Source organism: Oerskovia sp. USHLN155, from assembly GCF_037145535.1.
Taxonomy (GTDB): domain Bacteria; phylum Actinomycetota; class Actinomycetes; order Actinomycetales; family Cellulomonadaceae; genus Oerskovia; species Oerskovia rustica.
This window is the reverse complement of sequence record NZ_JBBCXG010000007.1, coordinates 126946-149591: the sequence shown is the minus strand read 5'-3', so window position 1 is coordinate 149591 and position 22646 is coordinate 126946. Positions and strand designations below refer to the sequence as shown.

General features: G+C 72.5%; 12 protein-coding genes. All 12 read right to left on the bottom strand.

Annotation, left to right across the window (positions count from 1 at the left end):
* Window positions 1-25: 25 nt before the first annotated feature.
* Window positions 26-724: a hypothetical protein gene (locus WFH32_RS11685; RefSeq protein ID WP_191796966.1), complete on the bottom strand. Its 699-nt coding sequence runs from the start codon at window positions 722-724 to the stop codon at window positions 26-28.
* Complete coding sequence (locus WFH32_RS11680) at window positions 721-2493, bottom strand: serine/threonine-protein kinase (RefSeq protein ID WP_336707537.1); 1773 nt, start codon at window positions 2491-2493, stop codon at window positions 721-723. Before WFH32_RS11680 ends, WFH32_RS11685 begins: the two co-directional genes overlap by 4 nt.
* Window positions 2490-4481, bottom strand: coding sequence for an FHA domain-containing protein (locus tag WFH32_RS11675; protein WP_336707536.1), 1992 nt, complete (start codon window positions 4479-4481; stop codon window positions 2490-2492). The genes WFH32_RS11680 and WFH32_RS11675 overlap by 4 nt, the downstream gene beginning before the upstream one ends.
* Complete coding sequence (locus WFH32_RS11670; RefSeq protein WP_191796964.1) at window positions 4478-5320, bottom strand: PP2C family protein-serine/threonine phosphatase; 843 nt, start codon at window positions 5318-5320, stop codon at window positions 4478-4480. The genes WFH32_RS11675 and WFH32_RS11670 overlap by 4 nt, the downstream gene beginning before the upstream one ends.
* Window positions 5317-6813: an RDD family protein gene (locus WFH32_RS11665; RefSeq protein ID WP_191796963.1), complete on the bottom strand. Its 1497-nt coding sequence runs from the start codon at window positions 6811-6813 to the stop codon at window positions 5317-5319. The genes WFH32_RS11670 and WFH32_RS11665 overlap by 4 nt, the downstream gene beginning before the upstream one ends.
* A complete protein-coding gene (locus WFH32_RS11660; RefSeq protein ID WP_336707533.1) occupies window positions 6813-9317 on the bottom strand; it encodes a transglutaminase-like domain-containing protein in 2505 nt (834 codons plus the stop codon). Before WFH32_RS11660 ends, WFH32_RS11665 begins: the two co-directional genes overlap by 1 nt.
* Window positions 9317-10771, bottom strand: coding sequence for a DUF58 domain-containing protein (locus WFH32_RS11655; RefSeq protein ID WP_336707531.1), 1455 nt, complete (start codon window positions 10769-10771; stop codon window positions 9317-9319). Before WFH32_RS11655 ends, WFH32_RS11660 begins: the two co-directional genes overlap by 1 nt.
* A 4-nt stretch (window positions 10772-10775) precedes the next feature.
* Window positions 10776-11750: an AAA family ATPase gene (locus WFH32_RS11650; RefSeq protein WP_191796960.1), complete on the bottom strand. Its 975-nt coding sequence runs from the start codon at window positions 11748-11750 to the stop codon at window positions 10776-10778.
* 61 nt (window positions 11751-11811) lie between these two features.
* Entirely contained in the window at window positions 11812-17784 is a 5973-nt protein-coding gene (locus WFH32_RS11645) for an Ig-like domain-containing protein (RefSeq protein ID WP_336707529.1), read from the bottom strand.
* 453 nt (window positions 17785-18237) lie between these two features.
* On the bottom strand, window positions 18238-19260 hold the full coding sequence (locus WFH32_RS11640; protein ID WP_318244195.1) for a polyprenyl synthetase family protein: 1023 nt from the start codon (window positions 19258-19260) through the stop codon (window positions 18238-18240).
* Window positions 19257-21077: an NADH-quinone oxidoreductase subunit NuoN gene (gene nuoN, locus WFH32_RS11635; protein WP_336707527.1), complete on the bottom strand. Its 1821-nt coding sequence runs from the start codon at window positions 21075-21077 to the stop codon at window positions 19257-19259. The genes WFH32_RS11640 and nuoN overlap by 4 nt, the downstream gene beginning before the upstream one ends.
* The gene (locus WFH32_RS11630; protein WP_191796957.1) at window positions 21074-22639 is read right to left on the bottom strand and encodes an NADH-quinone oxidoreductase subunit M; all 1566 of its coding nucleotides are present in this window, start codon (window positions 22637-22639) and stop codon (window positions 21074-21076) included. Before WFH32_RS11630 ends, nuoN begins: the two co-directional genes overlap by 4 nt.
* Between the last annotated feature and the right edge of the window lie 7 nt (window positions 22640-22646).

Here is a 22646-nt window from a genome sequence, read left to right as displayed (position 1 = left end):
TTCGTAGCAGGTGCGTGGACGGGGTTCAGGAGCTCTCGTCCACCAGGTCGAGCAGGGGCAGGTCCTCGGTCGTCACGAGGCGTGAGGCCACCGCGTACTCCACGAGCCGTGCACGACGGTTCGTGGCGAGCGCCCCGACTCCACCGCGCAGACCTTTGACGCCGATGCGGTCCAGCCGCTCGCACACGTTGTCGAGCTTGCGGTTGAAGCGGGTCGTGGCCCAGCCGAGGCGGCGTGCGGCGTCGGCGGAGGTCGGGATCTCGGAGAGTCCCGTCCCGTCCCGCCGCAGCACGGGCTCGGCGAGCGCCAGGATGAGCTGCTTCTGGCTGATCGTGAAAGGGATGGCCCCGATCGTGGTCGCGCCGTCGGACGGCTCCTCGGAGCGGATCTCCTGGTAGGGCGCGCCCTGAAGCCGGACCCGCATCTCGTAGGTGGTCGGCCCGGCCGTGAAGACGACCGACATCGACGGGAACACCAGCGGCAGGCGGTTGCCGGGCGACAGCCACGACTGGACGCCGCCGCCGGCGTCGCAGACGGTCGCGGAGATCAGCGAGCCGACGTTCGCCAGCCACCAGATGCCGTTCTCGTGCGAGATGCGCAGGAAGTGCCGGTGCAGGTACGGGTTGTCCTCGATCTCGAGGTCGCCGTCGCGCCCGATGTCGAACGTCCCGCCGGGGACGGGGCGGAACCACTCGCCGCAGAACTCGATCGCCAGGTCGCTCATGGGTTCACGCAGCCCTTCACCGGGACGGACGGCTTCCCGTCCCGGACGGTACGGATCTCGACGCAGACGGTGTCGGTCTCCCCTGCGGGGACCTTCACGTACTCCCTCCCCGCGGGCACCGGGGCCGACCACGTCTCCTTGGTCGGGTCGATGTGCTGCCACGCGTAGGTGTCGCCGACCTCGACGTCCTCGGGGGCCGACCAGGTGAAGAAGGCGCTCCCGCTCGTGACGTCGTACTGCGCCTGCAGGTCCTCGGGGGGCGGGACCAGGTCACCGAGGTTGTCGTTCGGCACGTCGTCCGGCTCGTCCGCCGAGGTCGTACCGCCCCCCGTGTCCGTGTCGGTCGCGGTCCCGTCCGGGAGGAGCGCGTAGATCCCGACCACCACGAGCACGAGGATCCCGGCGCCTGCGAGGAACGTCCAGAGGGCACGCCGCGTCCGCGGTCGTGCCTGCTCGGGCTCGGGCGAGGCGCCCGGGGCGCGGTGCACGGTGTCGTCGGTCGGCGGCCCCCACACGGCGGTCCCGGTCCCGGTGCTCCCCGGGCCGGCAGCGGGGCGCGGCGGGACGTACCCGGGGCCCGACGCCGGAGCCTGGGCCGGGCGCGCGGGTGCGGGCGCGTAGTACCCGACCTGGGCGGGAGCCCCCGCCCCGGGCTGCCCGGCGTAGGCACCGGGCGCCGCAGGAGCATGCGGTGCGGGAGCCTGCGCCACGGGAGCGGAACCGCCCGTCGACGCTCCGACGGTCACGTGCCGCTGGACCGGGGCGGTGCCGCTCGTCGTCGACGGAGCGCCGGTCGGGTAGGCCCCGCCAGCACCTCCTCCACGGGGGTCGATCGAGACGACCGCGCGCAGCCGCGTACCGCCGTCGTCGTCGGCCTCCTCCTCCTGCGTGATCCCCGCGTCGGCGAGCACGTCGATGGGGGTCACCGCGAGCGAGAGCTCGTTCTGGACCTGCTGGAGCGCCCGCGCGAAGGCGAGCATCGTCGGGTAGCGCGAGGCAGGGTTCTTGGCCATGGCGGTGCCGAGCACCCGCTCGAGCGAGGGCGGCACGTCGGTACGTCCGGTCGGAGCCAGCGGCGTCGACTCGATGCGCGTGATGAGGCTCGCGCTCGAGTTGGACCCTCCTGGCAGCTCGAACGGCGCCCGCCCGGCAAGCAGGGTGAACGTCGTGGCGGCGAGCGCCCAGACGTCCGTCTCCTTGCCCGCCCACGGGTCCTCGGCGAAGGACTCCGGGGGCGACCACGGGATCGACATGCCCTCGGCCCGGGAGGCGTCGTCCATGGTCGAGGAGATACCGAAGTCGGTGAGCGCCGGGTGGCCGTACTCGGTCACGAGGATGTTCGCGGGCTTGATGTCCCGGTGCAGGATCCCGGCCCGGTGCGCGGTCTCGACCGCTCCCGCGATCTGCACGGCGACACGCAGCGCCTCGGCGACGCTGAGCCGCTCGGACCGGTAGCGGGCCCCCAGGTTGGGCCGCGAGCAGTACTCCATCGCGAGGTAGGGGCGTCCGTCGGACGTCACGTTCGCCTCGTACATGGTCACGATGGACGGGTGGGTCGAGAGGGTCGCCATGAGGTCGGCCTCGACGTCGAACGCGGCACGCTGCGACTCGCTCGACCACTCGTGCAGCAGGACCTTGATCGCCACCCGACGCCGGGGGCGCTGCTGCTGGTAGAGGAAGACGTCGGAGAACCCGCCGGAACCGACGACCGACACGTACTCGTACCCGTCGATCAGCGGCGGCGGCGACGGGGCACGCTTGCTGCTCATAGCAACCCTTCGAAGGTGAACGTCACGCCGTCACCCACGTCGACGACGTCGTGCGACACGACCATCGTGGGCTCCCCGGGGTGCAGGCGCCGAGGCGGCTGACCGGGGCGCAGGAGCGTGGTGCCGTTGGTCGTGTTGAGGTCGCACACCAGCACGTGCCAGCCCTCGAGCTGGATCTCGACGTGCGAGCGCGAGATGTCCTGCTCCGGGCTCGGCACCGCGACCAGGCGCGGCAGGTCGTTGCTCTGCGCTCGCGTCGTGCGAGGGCGGCGTCCGAGCACCACCGGGCGGTCGAGCTCCACGACCTGACCGTTGGAGAGCGTGAAGCGGCCCAGCGAGGGTCGGGTCACGAGGTGGGCATCCCCCACCAGGACGTGCGCGCAGCTCCCGCAGTTCTCCCGCGACGGGGGGTTCGCGTGACCGTCCACGCACGTGCGGGCCAGGATCTGCTGGGAGCCCGGAGGAGCGGGCGGCGCGAAGGTCGGCCCTGCGGCCGGGCTGCCGACCGGTGCGGGACCTGCCGCAGCGCCGACGGCAGGGACGGGCACGACACCGAGCGGTGCGGCCGCTCCGGGCAGCTCGAGGGGTGCGGGCGGCGCAGGGACGGCGGTGGCCGCTCCGGCACCGGACACCTGGGCGCGGAGGTCGGCGATGACCGAGGAGAAGACGGTGTGCCCGTCGTGGTCGTCTCCCTCCTGGTCCTCCCCGGCGGCCATCTCGTACCCGACCGTCGAGGACTGCCCGACGAGGTGCGCGAGGTCGACGGGCGGGCCCGGTCGCTGGGCCTGGTCGCCCGTGACCGTGGCCGCGCGCACCGACGCGGCGGGCGTCGACCCGGTCCACTCCCGAGGGATCCCGTCGATCATGCTGGCGACGGGCTGGGGAGTACCGGCGGGCGGCGCGGGGACGGGAGTCGCGTCCTCGACCGACGGCACGGCGGCGGGAGCCGGGGCGGGAGCCGGGGCGGGAGCCGCGTCGACCTCGTCCTCCTCGTCGGTGCGGATCGCTGCATCCTCGACGGTCCGCAGGACGGTGGACTCCCACAGGTGCCCGTAGCCGTCGTCGACGGCCGCCACCGCGTCGTCGAGGTCGTCGAGGTCGTCGAGGTCGTCGATGTGCTCGAGGCCGTCGTCGGCGTCGAGGTCGTCGGCCGGGGGGACGACCGTGAGCTCGGGCGCGATCGTCTCCATCGAGACGATCGTCTCTGCCGACCGCTCGTCGACCGGTGAGCGCGTCGGTACGACCTCCTCGGCTGCTGCGTCGAGGCCCGGTACCGCTGCGACCAGGGCGACCGGGGCGGCGTCCTCGTCGGGGACGACGTCGACGGCGAAGAGGCTCGGTACCGAGGCGAGGGGCGGGTCCAGGTCCTCGGTCGGCACCGCGCTCCCCACCAGGACCGGCTCGAACGCGGACGCCGGGCGGGCACCAGGGACGGCACGGGCCTCGACGGCGGCCGGCGTCCCTGTGTGCTCACCACGGGGGGTGGCCGTGGGCACGGCGGACGTCCCGACGAGGTGCCGGACGATCCGCGACACCAGCACCACGCCCTCGTGGAGCGGGAGGCCGACGAGCGCCACCTGTCCCGGGCCCGCCTCCAGAGCAGGGGCGTCCTCGACCCCGAGCTGGACGGAGACCTCCTCGACGTCGTCCACGAGACGCTCGGACCAGGTGGTCACGTCGTCGCCGTCCACGTGGACCCGGGCCGAGGACGTGCTCAACGTGACGGAGACCTCGCCACGGACGGCGACCTGGGCGCGCCGCCCCGACACGACCGCGACGGCGAACGGCGGCATCGTCCGCAAGGTCGCCCCGAGGACCACGGTCAGGAGCTGGATGACCTCGATGACCTCGACGTCGGTGTCTCCTGCCGCGTCGAGGCCGTCCCACAGGCGTCCGACGAGCTCGCTCGTCGCCCCCTCCGGGAGGACGACGATCGCACCGCCCCGGACGAACCCGAACGCGCTCCCGGTGTCGTAGCGCAGTCTCACGACCTGTCCCCCATCTGAAGGCGAATCTCTCGCGGCAAGGTGTCCTCGTCGGCGTACCCCAGGTTCTCGCGGGGGGCCGTGGAACCGTCGCTGGTGTCCCCCCAGGCCCCGGTCGCGTCGACGACGACGACAGTGATGTTATCCCGCCCTCCGGCGACGATGGCCTCGTTGACCAGACGGTCGGCTGCGGCCTGGGGGTCCGGCTGAGCGAGCAGGATCTCCGTGATCCGTTCGTCCGAGAGCTCGCCCGTCAGGCCGTCGGAGCACACGAGCATCCGGTCCCGCGCGGCGATGGGCACCCAGCAGAAGTCGGGCTCGGGCGGGAGCGAGGCCCCGACGGCGCGCGTGACGACGTGGCGTCGCGGGTGGGTCAACGCCTCGGTCGCCGTGAGCAACCCCGCGTCCACCATCTCCTGGACCTCCGAGTGGTCCACGCTCAGCTGCTCGAGCACCCCGTGCGACATCTGGTAGGTCCGCGAGTCACCGATGTTGACCACGAGCCAGTACGGCATGCCCTCCATCTGGGCCACGACGACGCCGGTCACGGTCGTCCCGGCGCCCCGGCCGGGTTCGGTGCTGATGGCGCGGACGTCGTCCTGCGCCACGACGAGCCGGTCACGCACGTCCTCGGGCGAGACCGTGGCCAGCGCGCCGAGCGGACGGAGGGCGTCGATGGTCGCGGAGCTCGCGACCTCGCCGGCGTCGTGCCCGCCCATGCCGTCGGCGACGAAGAAGACCGAGCTGTCGGCGAGGAAGCTGTCCTCGTTGAGGAGCCGCCGTGCCCCCCGGTGCGAGCTCGCGCCCCAGACCAGGCTCACCCCGGCGGGCCATCGGCTCATGCGCCGGACCCCGGGTGGACGACGATGCGCCGGTCCCCGACGGTGATCACCGAGCCGACGGGCACGGGCACGCGCACACCCGGGTCGAGCGCCACGGGCGCCCCGCCGGGACGGAGGAGGACCGTCCCGTTCGTCGACCCGCGGTCCTGCACCCACAGGCCGCCGGCGTCGAACCCCAGCTCGACGTGCGTCTTGGAGACCGACCGCGTCGGGTCCTCGACCCGGACGAGGGTCCTGGCCTCGCCCCCCGACGCCTGCGGGTTGCGTCCGACGAGCGCGGGGCCGGAGAGGGGGACCCGCTGACCCGACTCGAGCTCGAGCACGGCCCCGGGCGTGGGTGTCGCCTCGTGCGCCTCGTGCCGGATCTCCCGGGCGCTCAGGCGCGTCGAGTCCCAGTCGGGTTCCTCGTGGGCAGGCGCCGGCGTCGTCGTGGTCGGAGGGACCACGAGGGGCACGGGGGCCGGGGACGGCGTGACCGGCGCGGAGCCCGAGGGTGACGCAGCGCCTGGCACGCCCGTGATCAGCCCGCCCACGGGCGTGACCGAGGGCTGCTGCGGCTGCTGCGGCTGCTGCGGGAAGGCCCACGGGTCACCGACGGGGGCAGCACCGGCCCCCGGCGCCTGGCCGGCGGTCTGCGCGGCGAACGACCCGGCGGGGAGGGGCCCCGACGGCGAGGGGCCGCGGTACCCGCTCGGGGGCGTCGCGACCTGGTGGGTGCTCGGCTGCCCGACGGCGCCGACCTCGGCGTTCCCGTCGTGGAGTCCTCGGACGTCGAGCACGAGCGCCTTGGCGGCCTTGTCCTGCCATCCCTGGTTCCGTCCCGAGCTGTCGAAGGCCGGGGAGAGGACGACGAGCAGCTCGCCGATCCCCAGGGCGAGGGCCCCGAGGAAGGTGATGATCCAGCGGAGCGCTGCCCGCCCGAAGCCCAGGGGCGACCGGTCCTCGGCCCGGACGGACCGGACGCCGGTCGCGAGGTTGCCGAGCGTCCGGCCCGTGCGCCCCTCCCAGAACCAGATGCCGACCCAGCACGCGAGCGACACCGCTCCGGCCACCGCGTACGCGAACAGCAGGCGGCCGAGCAGCTCCTGGGCCTCGGCCGGGGTCGTGACCGAGGCCAGCGCGGTCGGAGACACCCCGGCCACCGCGCCACCACCGAGCAGCACGGCCGCGAAGACCAGGGAGACCGCGGCGGCGTCGACGAGGAACGCGACGAACCTGCGTCCCGTGCCGGCCACCGGCGCGCCGTCGAGCCCCGTCTGCGGCGCGGCAGCGTCCGTCCGTCGCAGGAACGGCACCGCGCGCTGGGTCGCCGCAGCGACGTCGCGCTCGGTCGTGATCGCGATCGACGGCTCGCGGCCCGACGACGGTGCGCCGCCGACGGGCGCGCCGTACGGCACCGCCGTGCTGGGCATCTTCGTCCCGCAGACGGCGCAGAACGACGAACCCGCCGGCTGTGCCGTACCGCAGGCGCTGCAGCTCAGCTGCTCGGACATCAGGACTCCCCTGGCTTCGGGCCGGAACCGGTCGGTGGTCTCGTCACGGTCCGGGCGGACGACCGGGCCGATCGACGCAGCGCCGGGACCCAGGAGGAGACCCATGCCGGTCGAGCACCCCGCAGGGATCGTAGCGACACCGCCGCGCGGAAGCGCTGCCCGCGCGGCCTGGTGGACCTCATGCCCACCAGGACCGAGTCCACCTCGCTCCAGAAGGCGTCGACCTGCTGAGGGCTCGGGTCGCCGGTGCCGAACACCGTCGCGTCGGCCGAGCGTGCGAGCGTCACGGTCGGCGCGGCGGCCACAGGGAACGCCTCGGCCAGCGTGCCCGCGCCCTCGCGGCGGGTCGCGCCCGCGGGGACCGGAGCGCCCAGGTCCGTGGCGGCGTCGAGCACCTCGCGCCAGCCGCCGCTGATGCGGTCGACCGGACGGTCGGCCGACCGTCGCCTCTTCCTGCGTCGCGACTTGAGCAGGAGGACCAGGAGCAGGGGCAGGGCGAGGACCAGGAGCGGGACGGTCACCGCGACCGCGACCAGCGCGGCACGGCCCCAGTCGAACGCGCTCGACTCGGCGTCGTCCTTCTTCTCCTCGTCGTCGACCGTCCCGGCCTCGGCGTCGGCCGGCTCCTCGGGCGGTTCCGGGTCCTCGAGGACCGGGGGCTTGGGCACCTGGTCGCTCTTGGGCTCGGGCTCGATCTTGTTGTCCTCCTCGGGGATCGCGTCGATCGGGACCCAGCCGTAGCCCGCGAACGGGACCTCGACCCAGGCGTGCACGTCGGCCCCCGTGGCCACGAACGGCGTACCCGCCTCCCATGCCTCCGGGTCCGGGTAGAAGCCCATGACGACGCGGGCCGGGATGCCCGCCGACTGCGCCATGAGGGCGAGCGCCACCGCGAACTGCTCGTCGTCGCCGATCATCTCGTCGGCCGCGAGCAGCGTGTCGATGCGCTCGGCCGAGTGGCCCGGTCGGGAGGGAAGCTGGGTCTCGAGCCCGCTCGAGAAGATCCCGCTCGCCTCGAGCCCCACCTCGAGGTTCTTGAGCTGGACCAGCGGGTCCGTCTCCTCGGCCATGAACTGCGCGGCCTTGCCCCCGACCGAGTCCGGGACGTTGCGCGGCCTCGGGAGCTCCGCGTCGAGGATGTGCGAGGACTCCAGGTCCTCGACCGAGGGGGTCGGTGCGACGATCGCGTCGAGCCGGAACGTGTCACCGGGGCGCAGGCCTGCGGTCACGACGCCCGTGCCGGTCTCCGAGTTGTAGTACGTCGTGGTGCTCAGCGCCTCACCGCGCTCCCCCGTGTACCGGACACCCGCGAGCGCCCCGACGTCGGGCAGCCACACGCCCCGGTAGTCGCCGATGGTGACCGTCAGGTCGGTCGGGGTGCCCTTCGCGACCGTCGCGATCTGGTCGCCGGCGCGCGTGAAGACCCCCGAGCCCGCACCGCTCGAGACGTCGTAGACCACGCCGTTGTACGTATCGAGGGTCGCTAGACGTACACGAGCTCCGGCGGGCAGTCCGTCGACCGTGAACAGCTCGTCGTCCGTCATCTCCTTGGCGTACTTGCGGAACGACGCGAGCGGGCTCACGTACTCGTGGAGATCGAGCGGGGGGACGATCTGCTCGCGCAGGACCATCCGCTCGGTGTCCGGGGTCACGACGGGGACGAGCACGACCGCGGCGACCGCACCGAGCGCGAGCATCGCGGCGCCGCCGCGCGCCCGGTGCCAGCGCAGGCGCCGCGTCGCGACGACGCTCGCGGCCGTCAGGACCTGACGCTCCCCGAGGCGCGCCTCGGTCGCGCGCCACGAGCCCCACAGGAGCCCGACGACGACGAGCACGAGCCCCTGGGCGAGGGGGAACGCGGGCACGAGCGTGCCCAGCAGGACCACCCCGACGAACGCGACCACGACGGGGACCAGCGCCCACTGCCCCGCACGGACGCGCCAGGCGAGCGTGCCGGCGACGAGGGCGGTCAGGAAGAGCAGCAGGAAGGGGACGACGGCCAGCTCCGGGAAGGACTGGAGCGGCGGCACCGAGGTGACGATCTCCTTCCACCCGGTGATCGCCCCCAGCAGCAGACCGCGGAACGTCTCGAGGGTCGGCAGGACCCCCGCGACCGTCGTGCCCGGCAGGGCGAACGGTCCGCCGAGGACCAGGTACGCCACCATGGCCACGGCGGTCACGGTGACCGTGCCCCAGCGCCGCCAGGCGCCGAGCCAGGCGACGCCCAACCCCAGCACGAGGCCCCCGAGCGCGGGCAGGAGGTAGGCCGTCGAGCCCCACGCCGGGCCGAGGCCGACCACGGCGGCCCCCAGCATCACGACGAGCGCGAGGGCGTCGACCGCCCCCGTCGCCCGCAGCGCGCGCGGCCCGTCGGTGCCACGCAGGCGGGTCGACGAGCGTGCGGTGGTCAGGTTCGACCGTGTGCCGGTCCCGTCCGTGTGGCCGGGCTCCGCACCGGGACCGGTCGGCGGGGCCAGTCGGCCCCGCGTGTCGTTCTCGGTCATCAGTCGTTCAGCCTCCGCAGCGCGAGGGGGAGGTCGCCGAGCTCCCCGATGGTGAGCACGACGAGCTCGGCGATCCGGTGGCGGCTGACCTTCGCGCCCGGCACGCACTGGATCGCCATGACCCGTACGTCCTGGGGAAGCCGGGCCGAGGCGGCGCGCAGCTCGGTGGGCGAGACGGCGCTCCCCACGACGAGCGCGACGACCGACGCGTCCGTGACGCTCGTGCCGGCCACGCGAGCCAGGTCGACGAGGCTCGTGCGCAACGACCTCGTCTCGACCCGAGCCAGGTCGTCGAGGAGCCGTACCCGGTTGTCACCGCGCAGGCTGCCGTCGTTGACGAGGACGGTCAGCCCGCGGTCCTCCTTGATGGCCTGGAGGCCGAGCGAACCGCACGAGCTCACCGCGAGCTCGAACTCGTCGGGGTGCGCGTAGTCCTCGGCACGGGTCGAGAGCACGACCGCGAGGTGCGAACGCCGCGTCTCCTCGAACTGCCGGACCATGAGCTGCCCCGTGCGGGCGGTGGTCTTCCAGTGGATGTGACGACGGTCGTCGCCGGGGACGTAGTCGCGCAGCGCGTGGAACGACACGTCGGAGTTGGAGATGTCCTGGGTGACACGTCCCTCGAGGTCGCGCAGGAAGCCCGTCGAGGAGCCCGACAGGTTCTTCGTCCGCGGGTGCACGAACAGCTCCTCGGGGTTCGTCCAGACCACCTCGCGGCGCAGCAGGCCCAGCGGGTCCGCGCGCACCGAGCGCACCGGGCCGACGGGGATGACCGAGCGGCGGTGCGTCGGGATCGTGAAGATCTCCTCGTGGCTCGCCCCCGACCGCAGTCGCGGCACGGGGAACGACGCGACACCGGCGCCGACGGGCAGCTCCATCACGGCGGGCAGCAAGGGGCGCGGGGACTGGTTGCTCACCTCGAGCGTGCCGACGGCCCGGTCCCCCACCGTGACGCGCCGCTGCCCCAGGTCGAGCTGCACGGAGTACCGGAAGGTCCCGCGGACGAACGCGACCGCGCCGAGCATCGCGACGGTCGCGACGATCGCGACCGCGAGCAGCTCGACCCACGAGAAAACCAGTCCGGTCCACCACGCCGCGACGAGGCCGACGAGGACCGCCCACCCGAAGGGGCTCACGACCGAGGCCGCCATGGACAACCCCTTGGCGACCTGCCCGGTCACCGGGACGAGCAGCGCGCGCAGGCGCCGGCCCGGTCCTTCCCCACCGTCGCCCGACGGCGTCACGAACCCTGGACGTGCGGGTGCCGCCGAGCCGTCGTCCGACGCGGCCCTGGCCTTCCGTCGACGGCGTCCCGAGGGTGCGCCCGGCGCCGGGGCCGGGGCCTGGCCGGGGCGCGACGTCGTCGGGCCGGAGCCGCTCGCCGGGGCGTCGGCCGAGGCGCCCGGTCCGGTCGGGTTGCTGCGCGCGGCGACAGCGGGTTCGGTCGTGGTCATCGCGTCAGGCCGACCGACGTTCCTGCGGCGCGGCGACGTCCGCGAGGATGCGCGCGAGCACGCCCTCGTTCGTCGCGCCGGCGAACTCGGCCTCGGGGTCGAGGACCAGGCGGTGCGCCCAGGCGGGTAGCGCGAGCTCCTTGACGTCGTCGGGCAGGACGTAGTTGCGCCCGTGCGCGGCCGCCCACACCTTGGCGCAACGCACCAGGGCGAGCGCCCCACGGACGGAGACCCCGACACGGCACTCCGCCGCGTTGCGCGTCTCCTCGGCCAGGCGCGAGATGTACTCGAGCACCGCGCCGTCGACGTGGACGCCCGCGGCGAGGTCCGCCATCTCCGCGACGGCCTGCGTCGTGATGAGCGCCTGCAGGGTCGCGCTGCGGTCCCGCACCGAGGCGCCCTGGAGGATCTCGACCGTGGCCGCGTGGTCCGGGTAGCCGAGCGAGGTCTTCATGAGGAAGCGGTCGAGCTGCGCCTCGGGCAGGCGGTACGTGCCGGCCTGCTCGATCGGGTTCTGCGTCGCGATGACCATGAACGGGCGCCCCACCGAGTGCGTCACGCCGTCGACCGTGATCTGCCCCTCCTCCATGACCTCCAGGAGCGCGGACTGCGTCTTGGGCGAGGCCCGGTTGATCTCGTCCGCGAGCACGATCGACGCGAAGATCGGTCCCTGGTGGAACTCGAACTTCGCCGTCTTCTGGTCGTAGATCGTCACGCCCGTCACGTCGGACGGCAGCAGGTCCGGCGTGAACTGGATGCGGTTCTGGGTGCCCTGGACGCTCGCGGCGAGCGCGCGGGCGAGCGAGGTCTTGCCCGTGCCCGGCGCGTCCTCCAGGAGGATGTGGCCCTCGGACAGCATGCAGGTCAGGACCAGGCGCACCACGTGGGCCTTGCCCAGGACGGCCTGGCCCACGTTGGAGACCAGACGGTCGAAGGTCTGAGCGAACCAGGCGGCCTGCTCGGGGGTCATGGAGGTCATGGGGTGCTGCTCTCTCGTGAGGTCGTGCAGAAGGTCGGAGTCGGGTCGGGCGCCTGCCTGGTCACCACGGCACGGGGGTCACCCAGGCCTGGTCGCCCGCGCCGCTGAGGTTGACGCTGACGAGTCGACCCGGCCAGCCGTACCAGCAGCCGAAGTCGGGCGTCGTCCCCGAGCCGCTCAGGCTGAAGGAGTAGACGTAGCCACCGCCGATCGTGGTCCAGGAGCCGTCAGGCTGCTGGTCCCGGCAGACGAACCCGTAGTTCCCGGCCGGCAGGTTCGTGTAGGCCACGCGGAAGTAGTTCATGCCGCCCCCCGCGCTCGAGCCACGGACGACCTTGATGTTGGGCTGGGGGTCCGTGGTCAGCGTGACGGTGTTGCTGCTCCCGCTGCAACCGGCCGGGTTGCAGGCCTTCGCGGACCGGCTGTGCGTCTGGCTGTAGCCGTTGCCCACGGAGATGCTGGTGCCCCCCTCGCCCGAGCTCCACAGGTAGCTCGTGACGGGGCTGCCACCGTTGTCCGCGGGACCCGACAGGTCGAAGATCAGGTTCGTCGCACCGTTCTTCCGTCCCGACACGGACGGCGGTGCGGGCACCGTGTAGGCGTTGATCGCGGCCGAGGCGACGCTCGCCGGGGAGTCGCCCGCAGCGTTCTTGGCCGTGACCGTGAAGGTGTAGGCACCCGTGGGCAGGTCGAACCCGGCCGACAGCGTCCCTGCGCCCACGGTCTTGGCCGTGCCGTTGCTCGCCGTGACGGTGTAGCTCGAGACCGGGCTGCCGTTGGCGTCGGCCGCAGGCCACGTGACGGTGATGTCACCCTTCGACTCCGAGACTCCCGGTCTGCCCGGGGCCCCCGGGATCCCGAACGGGATCACTGCCGCGGACGCGGCGCTCGTGGCCCCCCGCCCCGCCTTGTTCTGCCCTGTGACGGTGAAGGTGTACGACGCCTCGTTGTCGAGGCCGCTCACCGGGAGGCTGGTCGCGCCGGTGACGGTGACGGTCCCCCCGTCCTTGGCCCCGTTCTTGTACCGGTCGACGTAATACACGGAGACCGCGTCGCCGTTCTCGTCGTCCGGCTTGGACCAGGTGACGTCGAGGACGCCACCGTTGACCGACGACGTGCGCCGCTCGGCCTGAGGAGCGGCGGACGCGAACGGCACGCCTGCGGGGACCATGGCCGCCGAAGGGCCGGACCAGTCCGAGGGATCCGGTGCGCCGTTGAGCTCTGCGGCGTTCACGGCCTGGACCTCGACCGTGTAGGACGTGCCGTTCTTCAGGCCGGTCCACTCGAACTGGGTGCCGGTCACGCACGCCTGGTCCTTGCCTCCGACCGAGGGCGAGATCCGGAGGTTGACGCACTGGATCGGCGACCGGTCGGTGTACGTCTTGTTGACCCACGAGATCTTGAGCGACTTGTCACCGAACTCGACGGTCGGGGGCGCCGGCGGGTCGGGCTTCTCGTCCGGACGCGCCTCGGCCGACGGGACCGACGCGTCCGAGTCGTTGACCTCGTTCGTCGCGACCACCGTGAAGGTGTACCTGACGTTGTTCGTCAGGCCGTCGAGGGTGCACGTCGTGGTGCCGCACGCCTTGCTGTAGCCGTTGTTCGACTTCACGGTGTACCCCGTGATCTCGGCCCCGTTGTTGGCAGGCGGCTCCCAGCTCAGGACGACCGTCTTGGACCGGACCTCCTCGACGGTCGGCTTGCCCGGCGCGTCGGGGCGTCCCTGGACGTTGATCTGGATGCGTCCCTCGACCTCGCGGTCGGGGTCCTTGGTCGCGTCCTGGACGCGGTACCGGACGACCATGACGCCGAAGAACGTGTCCTTGGGCGTGACGGTGATCTTGTCGCCGTTGATCGCGGGCGTGCCCTCGCCCGTGTCGACGGTCACCGCGGTGATCTTGAGCGGGGTCTCCGGGAACGGGTTGCTGTCGTTGGCGAGGACGTCGACCGGCACCGCCTTGCCCTGGTGGGCCTTCTCGACCGTGTCGTCGTTGGCCTTGGCCAACGGGCGCGTGGACGCCACGACCTTGACCGTGAGCGACCCGTCGACGGGCGGGTGCCCACCGTCGGTCACCGAGATCGGGACGGAGAGCGTGGTGCCCTTGGCGACCTCCGGGGTGGCCTGGACGGTCGCGGTCGAGCCGCTCACGCTGACCGTGAGTCCGGCCGGCACCGCGCCCACCTTGTACGTCAGCGAGTCACCGTCGGGGTCGGTCGCGAACCGGCCGAGGTCGACCGATCCCTCCTCGCCGGCCGCCACGTCGACGTTGGGCGCACCGAGCTCGGGAGGCAGGTTGGCGGGGGGCAGCACCGAGATCGGCAGCGTCAGCAACGCCTTGTGCCCCTCGGGGTCGTCGGGTCCGGAGCCGTCGGTGACCTCGAACGTGACCGACGCCGTTCCCACGTACTCGGGGTCGGAGGTGTAGACGAGGTTCGTGGCGTCCGTGACCGCTGCGGTGCCGTTGAGCGGCACGACCTTCTTCTCGTCGGTCAGGCGAGGGGTGCTCCCCTCCTTGACCAGGACGTAGTCGGTGATGTCGATCGGCAGCGGCTCGCCCGAGGGGACCTCGAGCGGCACGATGCCGGGACGCAGGACGGGGACCTGCTCGGTCAGACCGGGGACGTGGACGAACGCCTTGGAGGAGAGGCCGTCGACGTCGGTCACGACGTACGTGAGGACCTGGCGCTGTTCGGTCAACGTCACGCTCAGGGTGCCGTCGGGGTTGGCCTTCGCCGTCCCTGCGTCGGTGCTGACCGTGAGCTCGGAGGCGGCGCCGTCCAGGTCGTCGTCGTTGTCGAGCACCGCGACCTCGACGCTCGTCTGCCCCAGGACCGCGGACATCGGGACCGTGTCGTCACGGGCGACGGGGGCCAGCAGCGGAGCGTCCTGGTCCACGAGGACCGTGATCGCCGCCGCGGCGCGCGCCCCCTTGGAGTCCTGGATCCCGTAGTAGAACGTCGTGCTGCCCGCCTCGGTGGGGCTCGTCAGGACGACGCGGTCGTTACCCACGACCTCGGCGTCGAGCGACTTGTCGGCCTCGAGCGCGGCCGGGACCAGGGAGATCTGGTCCCCGTCGGGGTCGGTGTCGTTGGCGAGCGCAGGGACCGCGACGGTCCGGCCGGGGCGCACGGTGACCAGGTCGTCGACCGCGACGGGGCTCTGGTTCGTGGCAGGAGGCGCGGAGATGCCCACCTGGACCGTCCCCGTGGCGACCATGCCTCGCGCGTCGAGCACCGAGTAGGTGAAGGAGTCCGACCCTGTCGCGCCGTCGGCGGCCTTGTAGTCGATGAAGCGGTCCGTGACCTCCGCGGTGCCCTTGGCCGGCGGGGTCGCGACGCCCGTGAGCTGGACCGAGTCGCCGTCAGGGTCGATCCCGTCGAGCGGGACCGCGATCCGGACGGTCGCACCGGTGAGCACGCGAGCCTGCAGCGTCTGCGGTTGCGGCGGCGAGTTCTCCTTGCCGTCCCGGATGTGGATCGTGAGCTGGGCGGAGTCCTCCTGGCCGTTCTTGTCCCGGACCCGGTAGATGGCATAGGCGGTTCCTGCCTCGGCACCCGCCTTGAACCGCACCTGTCCCTCGGACACGAAGAGCTCACCCTGCTCGGGTGGGACGCCCTGCTCGAACTCGTCCTGGAGGAACAGCTCGAGCCCGTCCGGGTGCGTGTCGTTCTTGAGGACCGGGATCGTGACGACGTCCCCCACGCGCACCGTGGCCTCGTCGGCGACCGCGTTCGGCGGCTGCAGCCTGGTCGGCGACGGCACGGGCACGACGCGGACCTGCCCGACCGTGGTCTGGGTCCCGTTGGAGACCGTGTACTCGATCGTCACGGGTGCGTCGAGACGGCGGATCTCGGTGATCCGGAGCATCTGGTGGGCCAGGACCGCGACCGAGACCCCCGCGTCGTCGGGGACGCTGACCGACTGGACCACGAGCACGCCGCCGCCGGGATCGGTGTCGTTGGCGAGCACGTCGACCAGCGTCTTGCCGCCAGAGGGCAGCAGCGCGGTGTCCGAGACCACGATCGGCGGGCCTTCGGCCGCCGAGGCGGGCAGGACGTCCACGCGGACCAGCCCCGTCGTCGCGTTGGGGCCGTCCGAGACCTGGTACGTCAGGTCGTAGGACCGCGGTTCGTTCGAGAGGAACTGGAACGTCCCGGACCCGTAGTTGGGCGTGATCTGCGCGGGAGCGGACTCCGAGACGCTCGCGAGACGCAGCTCGTCACCGTTCGCGTCGTAGTCGTTGAGGAGCGGCTCGACCAGCACCGGCTGGCCGGCGGGCACCACGACGTGGTCCGCCACCGCGACGGGCGGCAGCTGGCCCGCACCCGACACGTCGACGTGCAGGACTCCTTCGAAGACCCCGCCCATGCCGTCGGCGACGGTCACGGTGACCGTCTTGCGTCCCGTCGAGCCCGCGCCGTCGCGGAACACCACGGTCCCGTCCGGGCGCGAACGCACCTCGTCGCCCGCCGAGGTCGCCGTCGCCGCCGCGAGGTACAGGTCGTCGCCGTCCGGGTCGCGGAAGAAGGGGAGCACCTTGATCTCGGCGGTCTTGCCCTGCTCGACCACGAGGACCGGTTCACCGGTCTGCTCGGGGGGCGCGTTCTCGCTCCACGGCGAGACGTTGAGCCGCACGCTCGCCTCGGCCACGCCACCGCGGCCGTCCGAGACCGCGTACCGGAACGAGGAGGCACCCTTCCCTGCGTCCTCCGGGACGATCGCCTGCAGCGCAGCGCCACCCAGGACCGACTGCACCTGGGCGCCGTCGGGGCTCTCGCCCGCAAGCGTCGCCGTCATGACGTCGCCGTCCGGATCGATGTCGTTGCCCAGCACGGGCAGCAGGGTGGTCCGTCCGGGTCGTGCACCGAAGACGTCGTCCTGGGGCAGCGGCGGCTGGTTGGGCTGCGAGCGGTCCAGGACGAACTGGTCGACCTGCTCCGGGGTCGTCAGCTCGGCGTCGGACTCCTCGCCCTCCGCCTGCTCGGGAAGGACGAGGTCCCAGTCGTCGACCTTCTGGTACTCCTCGGCGGCCATCCACACGGTGCCCGCCGACAGGTCGTTCAGCACGATCGCCTTGCGGTTGACCCGGTACTCCAGGCGGCTCTGCGGGTCCACGCCCTCGAGGCGCTTGTCGAGGTCGTTGTCCGTGCCGTCGCAGTCGCGCAGCACCTGGCCGGTCTGCGACCAGGCGCCGTAGGTGCACCCGTTGAGCTGGATGGGCGCCGAGGGCACCCCCGACGCCGCACGCGTGACCGAGTCCCCTCCGTCCACCGGTTGCAGCACGAGACCCGAGGCGGTCGCCACGGCGACGTCGGCGGTCTGGGGGCCCGGCTGCTGGAGCCGCGCCTGCGACCCGTCCTCGAGCGGGACGACGTCACCGCTCGGCAGGACGAGCTCCGACTGCGTCCGGTTCAGGACGACGGGCGCCGACCCGACGGTCGTGAGCTCGACCTCGTCCCCCTTCGCGACCGGCACCTTCGAGGTCGTGACCTCCTGCGACGTGCCGGTGGCCGCGGTCGAGACCTTCGTCAGCTCGCCCGTCGCCGGGACCAGCGCGTAGACCGTGCCGTCCTGGGACACCTGCACGACGCCCTTGCCGCCGACCTCGGCGACCGGCTTGGTGGTCTCGGGGTCGAACGAGGTCGCGCCGGCGAACGGCAGCACCCACAGCAGCCCCTCCTCGCCGTCGAGGACCGCGACGCTCGAGCCGCCCATCGCCACCTCCGCCCCCGTCGGGGGACGCACCGAGCCGACGAGCTTGAGGCGTGCCACGTCCACGGGGCTCACGGAGCCTGCGCCGTCGTCGACCAGGAGCACCTTGCCCGCGTTCTGCAGCACGTCGAACGACGCGGAACCTGCGAGCATCGAGCCGTCGAGCGCCTGGGACTCGAAGTTGAACCGCCCCAGCGCACCGCCCGAGGTCCGGGTGACCCATACACCGGAGTCGTTGAGCTCGACGTCGGCCGTCGCCTGACCGTCGTACGTGACCGCGAAGGCGACGAGGAGCGCTGAGAAGACCGACACGGTGCTCACCGAGGCGATCGACCGTCGCTTGTCGTGGAGCCGGGCTAGAAAGGTCACAGAATCTCCGTGGGTGCGAGTGGTGCCACCGGTGTCCCCAGGGCCCCTCCTGCCAGGTGCCCCTACCCGTCGCGGGTGAAAGGATAGCGGCACGCGGAGGAAGCTCTGTCATCCACTGGATGGAGAGAACTCCCCATCTCTCTACTGGCAGTAGTTGCCGCGAGGTATCGCAGCAGGCAGCGGTGCCCGTCGCGACGTCACGGCGTGCCGTCCGAGAAGCGGGGGGCACCCCGCAGCACGTCCACGAACCGAGACGCTGGGTCCCTCTTCCCGGACACCCACGACGGAGCGGTCGCAGTCCGCGGGGTGTCGCGCACCCCGCACCGGGGACGACGGAGGGCGGTGCGCCGGACCCGTGGGTCCTGCGCACCGCCCTCCGTCGTGTTCCGTGCCCCGACGGGGCCGTCAGGCCGCGCGGTCCGCCAGCGCCTGGGCGAAGGCGACCAGGGCCTCCTTGACCGGCCCGGCGGGCAGCGGCTCGAGCTCGTCGATCGCTGCGCGCGCCCACCCGACGGCGAGCGCCCTGGTCTCACCGAGGACCTCGTGGGCCCGCAGGGCCGCGACCGCGGCCGCGAGCTCCTCGTCCCCCGACAGGTCCGAGTCCAGGAGGTCGACCAGCGCGGCGTCGGCCACCGTGCCCGACCCGGCCGCGACACGGGCGCGCAGCAGCAGTGCCGGCATGGTCGGCACCTTCTCCCGCAGGTCCGTGCCCGGGGTCTTGCCGGACTCGGCCCCCGACGACGCGAGGTCGAGCACGTCGTCGGCGAGCTGGAAGGCGACGCCGAGCTTCTCGCCGTACTCCGCGACGACCTCGACGACGGCCTGGTCGCACCCGCCGAACATCGCGCCGAGACGGGCCGAGGTCGCCAGCAGCGACGCGGTCTTGTCCGCGAGGACGCCCAGGTAGTGCTCGACGGGGTCGTCGGACGCCGAGGGACCCGTCGTCTCGTGGAGCTGGCCGAGGCACAGGCGCTCGAAGGTGCGCGCCTGGATGAGCACGGCCTCGGGACCCAGCGCCGCGACCGTCGACGCCGCGCGGGCGAAGAGCAGGTCGCCGATGAGGATCGCGACGGAGTTGCCCCACACGGCGTGCGCCGACGGAGCACCGCGGCGCACCGGCGCGGAGTCCATCACGTCGTCGTGGTAGAGCGAGGCCAGGTGGGTGAGCTCGACGACGACGGCCGCCTCCACCACCTCGGGCCTGGCGCCGTCGCCGAGCTCCGCGCACAGCAGCGCGAGGAGCGGGCGCAGGCGCTTGCCGCCGGCGTTGACGAGGTGGCGGGACGCGGAGTCCGCGAGCCCGTCGGAGTGCGCGACGGCGTCGCTCAGCCTCGCCTCGACTGTCGTGAGGCGGGCGGTGAGCGTCGCGGCGAGCTCCGGATCGGTCAGGGGGATCGCCGTCGTGGAGACGGGTGGCACAGTGGTCACGGTCTGAACTTAGCCGCCTCGAAGGCCAGATCGAGAACCGAGGAGGGCAAAACGCCGAGAAGGATGACGCCGATCACACAGATCGTGATCGCGATCGTCGTGAATCCCTCCGACCGGACGACCGTGACACGGCTCGCAAGCGCGGCCACGGCGCTCCCCGGTCCTGCGGTCCCTCCGGTCGTCCCCAGGTCCGGGCCTGCGACCTCCGCCGCATCCGAGGGGGCCTCCGACGTACCCTCCGCCGCCGCCCGCGGGGAGGGCGTGAAGAACATCAGCACGATGACCCGCACGTAGAAGAAGACCGCGACTGCCGAGGCCAGCACACCGATCAGGGCGAGCGGCCAGGCGCCCACCGCGACCGCCGACTGGAAGGCCGTGAACTTCGCGATGAAGCCCGCCGTGAGCGGGATCCCGGCCATCGACAGCAGGAAGAGCGCGAACGCGCCCGCGAGCCAAGGGCTCCGCTTGCCCAGCCCGGCCCACTCCGTGAGGTGCGTGGCCTCGCCCAGGACGACACCGCCGTCGGGCGAGGTGCTGGAGGGGCCTGCCGACCCGCCCGTCCCGGCGCCCGACACCGCGCCGACCGTCGCGAGCTCCGCCTCGGCGGGAACCACGACGGGCTGCGGGACACGCTCGCGCACGAGCGTCACGACCGCGAACGCGCCCACGGTCGCCAGACCGTACGCCAGGAGGTAGAACAGCAGCGCCCGGACCCCGAACCCGCTCAGCTCCCCGAACCCGACGAGCGCCACGACCAGGAAGCCCGCGTGCGCGATCGACGAGTACGCGAGCAGGCGCTTCATGTCGGTCTGGATGACACCGATCACCGTCCCGACGATCATCGTGAGGATCGCGACGACCCACAGCGCGATCACGAGCTTCTCCTGGAGGTCGGCGGGCAGCGCCTGCCCGACGACGTACAGCACGCGCAGGAGCGCCCCGAAAGCCGCCGCCTTGGTGCAGGCCGCCATGAAGCCCGTGACGGGCGTGGGGGCGCCCTGGTAGACGTCAGGCGTCCACGAGTGGAACGGGGCGGCGCCGACCTTGAACAGCAGCCCCGTGAGCACCATGACGAGGCCGAGCAGCACGAGACCCGTCATCCCGTCGAGGCCGCCGCCCTCCAGGAGCGCGCCGCGGACGTCCGCGAGCCGCACCGATCCGGCGAAGCCGTACACGAGCGCCACGCCGAAGATGAAGATCGCCGACGCGAAGGCTCCCAGGAGGAAGTACTTGAACGACGCCTCCTGCGACAGGAGCCGACGGCGCCGCGCGAGCGCCGTGAGCACGTACAGCGGGAGCGAGAGCACCTCGAGCGCGACGAACATCGTGAGCAGGTCGCCCGTCGCGGGGAAGATCATCATGCCGCCGACCGCGAAGAGCACGAGCGGGAACACCTCGGTCTGCTCGAGGCCACGACGGCGCGCGAGGTCCTCGTACGCCGAGCCCGGCACGGCCGCGGCCGTGGGCGCGAACGCGTCCTGCTTGGTCGAGGTGCGGTCCGCGATCACGAGCGTCGCCAGGAGCGCGAGGACCACGACGATCCCCTGCACCGCGAGCCCGAAAGGGTCGACGACGAGCGCGCCGCCCAGGACCCGCACGCCGTTCTGCGCGAGCACGTCGGGCCAGAGCAGCACGATCGACGTGAGCGCCCCGGCCAGCGCGGCGAGCGCGAGCACGACCTGCACGACGCGGCGGGCGCGGTCGGGCACGAAGGCCTCGACGAGCACCCCGACGACACCGGCGCCCAGGACGACGAGGACCGGGACCAGGTAGGCCCACTCGATCACGGGGGCCACGAAGGCGGCTGCGGGGGTCACGAGTCGCTCCCTTCAACGCTGAGGAGATCAGGGGTGGTGGGCGGGTTCTCGACCCCCACGGCCGTCATGGTCGCGTCCGCGGGCTCGCGCACCAGGTCGAGCGCGGGAGCCGGGTAGAAGCCCAGGACGAGCAGGGCCACGACCAGGGGGGCGACGACCCACTTCTCGCGCGCCCCGAGGTCCGGGGTCCCCACGAGGTTTTGCGGGGCCTTGCCCGTGAAGACCTTCTGGTAGGTCAGCAGGACGTACAGCGCGGCGAGGACCACGCCGAGGACGGCCACGAGAGCTGCGGGGTGGCTGCGGGAGAACGTCCCGACGAGCACCATGATCTCCGAGACGAACGTCGACAGGCCGGGCAGCGACAGGGCCGAGAGACCCGCCACGAGGAACGTCCCCGCGAGGACCGGCGTGACCCGCTGGAGCCCGCCGTAGTCGGCCAGGCGCTGCGAGCGCGACGGGTGCCGCGCGACGAGGAACCCGGCGAGCAGGAACAGCGCGCCCGTCGAGATCCCGTGGTTGAACATGTAGAACGAGGCCCCGGAGACGCTGAGCGACGTGAACGAGAAGATCCCGAGGACGATGAATCCGAAGTGCGACACCGACGTGTACGCGATGAGCCGCATGATGTCGCTCTGGCCGATCGCCATGAGCGCGCCGTACAGGATCGAGACGACCGCGAGCACCACGACCACGGGGGCTGCCCACTGGCTCGCGTTCGGGAAGAGCGGCAGGCACAGGGTCAGCATGCCGAACGTGCCCACCTTGTCCAGGACGCCCACGAGCAGCGTCGAGGTGCCCGCAGGGGCGTGCTCGGCGGCGTCGGGCAACCAGGTGTGGACCGGGAAGAGCGGCGCCTTGATCGCGAAGGCCAGGAAGAAGCCCAGGAAGAGCAGCCTCTCGGTGCTCACCGCCAGCGGGTTCGCCGCGAAGTGGTCGACCAGGTTCTGCGTCAGGAAGCCCTGCTCGCCGCCCGGCCCGTTGAGGTACAGGGCGATGACCGCGACGAGCATGACGAGCCCGCCCGCGAGCGAGAACAGCAGGAACTTCACGGCCGCGTAGCGCCGCTGCGCCCCGCCCCCGAAACCGCCGATCATGAAGTACACCGGGATCAGCATGGCCTCGAACAGCACGTAGAAGAAGAACACGTCGCGGGCCACGAAGACCGCGACCATGAACGCCTCGAGCAGCAGCACGAGCCCCAGGTAGTGGCGGAGCTTGGCGAGGTCGCCGTCCTGCTCGCGCCACGCCGCCAGGATCACGAGCGGGACGAGCAGGACTGCCAGCCCGACCAGCAGGAGCGCGACGCCGTCGGCCCCCACCGCGTAGCTCACGCCGAGCTGCGGGATCCATGCGTGCGTCTCGGTGAGCTGGTACGTGCCCGCGTCCGAGGTGTCGAACGCGCTGATCGCCAGGCCCAGGAGCACGAGCTCGGCGAGACCGAACACGACCGCCACGGTCCGCAGGTGCTTGCGTGCCGACGTGGCGCCCAGCCCCCAGACCGCGGCCGCACCGACGAGCGGCAGGACGATCAGGAGTGTCAGCCAGGGAATCTCGGTGGTCATCGGTCCC

Bases quoted from the DNA above. Each gene is read 5' to 3' on its own strand.
- WFH32_RS11660 (WP_336707533.1), bottom strand. From the start codon at position 9,317: ATGACCGAGAACGACACGCGGGGCCGACTGGCCCCGCCGACCGGTCCC.
- WFH32_RS11655 (WP_336707531.1), bottom strand. From the start codon at position 10,771: ATGACCACGACCGAACCCGCTGTCGCCGCGCGCAGCAACCCGACCGGA.
- WFH32_RS11630 (WP_191796957.1), bottom strand. From the start codon at position 22,639: ATGACCACCGAGATTCCCTGGCTGACACTCCTGATCGTCCTGCCGCTC.
- WFH32_RS11685 (WP_191796966.1), bottom strand. From the start codon at position 724: ATGAGCGACCTGGCGATCGAGTTCTGCGGCGAGTGGTTCCGCCCCGTC.
- WFH32_RS11650 (WP_191796960.1), bottom strand. From the start codon at position 11,750: ATGACCTCCATGACCCCCGAGCAGGCCGCCTGGTTCGCTCAGACCTTC.
- WFH32_RS11665 (WP_191796963.1), bottom strand. From the start codon at position 6,813: ATGTCCGAGCAGCTGAGCTGCAGCGCCTGCGGTACGGCACAGCCGGCG.
- WFH32_RS11670 (WP_191796964.1), bottom strand. From the start codon at position 5,320: ATGAGCCGATGGCCCGCCGGGGTGAGCCTGGTCTGGGGCGCGAGCTCG.
- WFH32_RS11680 (WP_336707537.1), bottom strand. From the start codon at position 2,493: ATGAGCAGCAAGCGTGCCCCGTCGCCGCCGCCGCTGATCGACGGGTAC.